This window comes from Rhizobium ecuadorense (genome assembly GCF_001187535.1).
Taxonomy (GTDB): domain Bacteria; phylum Pseudomonadota; class Alphaproteobacteria; order Rhizobiales; family Rhizobiaceae; genus Rhizobium; species Rhizobium ecuadorense.
The window spans coordinates 1-246 of the sequence record NZ_LFIO01000688.1 but is presented as its reverse complement, the minus strand read 5'-3'; the positions used below and the strand labels follow the sequence as shown (position 1 = coordinate 246).

Sequence of the window (246 nt, the reverse complement as noted above, 5' to 3'; positions counted from 1 at the left end):
GGTCACTTACGGTCGCTGAAGCAGGCCGTGATCGCAGTCGTCATCTGTCCATGACAAAAGGCCGGCCGAGGTAATTGAACCTCGGCCGGCCGTTTCCCGTGCGGGCTTATTCGGCCCGCAACCTTAGACCGTTATTGCTTCCCAGCAAATCAATGGACCGTCTTCGGCATCGATACGCTCGCCGGCGCGAATGAATCCATTGCGCTCGAGGACACGCTGTGACGCAATGTTCGCAACCCCGGTCTC

At 58.9% G+C, this 246-nt stretch carries 1 pseudogene; it reads right to left on the bottom strand.

From position 1 onward, the window contains the following. Nucleotides 1–123 precede the first annotated feature (123 nt). A pseudogene (locus tag AF337_RS45355) lies at nucleotides 124–246 on the bottom strand (GNAT family N-acetyltransferase); the annotation flags it as partial.